Raw genomic sequence first — 1,272 nt, 5'->3', positions numbered from 1 at the left:
TGACCTGCCACTGAAGTTTCATCCAGTGGCGATTAGAGCCTCGGCCGTTTCTGTTACGCCGTATGGCGCGGGTTGAGCAACCGGCGCAGACGCGAAGCCTGCAATGAGCGCAGCGTCGGAGCCGGTTGCGTTGAGGATCTCGGCGAAAGCCGCCGGGGTCTGGTAGCCGAGCGAGGAGTGAGGCCTCGCGATGTTGTAGTCGTCCACCCAATCGGTGATGGCGCAGCGGGCATGATCGAGGCCGAAGAACAGGCTCTCGTTCAGGAGCTCGTCGCGCATCCTGCCGTTGAAGCTCTCGATGTAGCCATTCTGCATGGGCTTACCTGGCGCGATGTAGTGCCATTCCACGCGGTGATCCTTCGACCAGGCGAGGATGGCGTTCGAGGTGAACTCGGTGCCGTGGTCGGAAACGATCATGCCCGGCTTGCCGCGGCGGCCGATCAGATCGGTCAGTTCGCGGGCGACGCGGCGGCCGGAGATCGAGGTGTCTGGGATCGCAGCCAGGCATTCCCGCGTCACGTCGTCGACGATGTTCAGCACCCGGAACCGCCGCCCGCAGGCGAACTGGTCGTGGACGAAGTCCAGCGACCATCGCGCGTTCGGTCTTGCCTCGACCAGGATCGGAGCGCGCGTGCCCACAGCCCGGCGTCGTGCGCGGCGCTTGCGCACCGTCAGCCCTTCTTCCCGGTAGAGCCGATAGATGCGGTTGATCCCCGACGGCTCGCCCTCCCGACGAAGGAGGATGAACAGCCGCCGATAGCCGAAGCGTCTCCGCTCGTTGGCAAGCTCGCGAAGCCTGCCGCGCAGCTCCGTCGCCGGTGGGCGACAGGACCGGTAGCGGATCATCTTGCGATCCGCGCCGACAATGGAACAGGCCCGCCGTTCCGACAGGCCCATGACGGCCTGCAGATGCGCGACGGCTTCGCGCTTGGCGGCGGGCCCTACCATTTTTTTGACAGAAGCTCCTTCAGCGCCGAGGCTTCGAGCATCTGGTCGGCGAGCAGCTTCTTCAGCTTCGCGTTCTCGTCTTCCAGGGCCTTCAGGCGTTTGGCGTCGGACACATCCATCCCACCATACTTCGCCTTCCAGTTATACAGCGTAGCCTCCGAGATCCCGTGCTTGCGGGCCAGATCGCCCGCCTTAGCACCCGCCTCGTGCTCGCGCAAAACCGCGATGATCTGCTCTTCCGTGAACCGCTTCCGCTTCATCTGTCCGTCCTTCTTGGAGGCCGGACTCTAACTCCAGGTGGAGGAAATTCTCAGTGGCAGGTCA

Annotated in this window: 1 protein-coding gene and 1 pseudogene; both read right to left on the bottom strand. The window is 64.1% G+C overall.

Annotated features, from left to right (window positions below):
- Nucleotides 1-18 precede the first annotated feature (18 nt).
- Nucleotides 19-1,089: an IS3 family transposase gene (locus JQK88_RS35380; protein WP_246750189.1), complete on the bottom strand. Its 1,071-nt coding sequence runs from the start codon at nt 1,087-1,089 to the stop codon at nt 19-21.
- A pseudogene (locus JQK88_RS36860) lies at nt 1,056-1,208 on the bottom strand (transposase); the annotation flags it as partial. The gene JQK88_RS35380 and the pseudogene JQK88_RS36860, both read right to left, overlap by 34 nt.
- Nucleotides 1,209-1,272: the final 64 nt, after the last annotated feature.

It is taken from the genome of Mesorhizobium caraganae, from assembly GCF_016836705.1.
GTDB classification, from domain to species: domain Bacteria; phylum Pseudomonadota; class Alphaproteobacteria; order Rhizobiales; family Rhizobiaceae; genus Mesorhizobium; species Mesorhizobium caraganae.
This window is presented reverse-complemented; position numbering and strand designations above follow the sequence as displayed.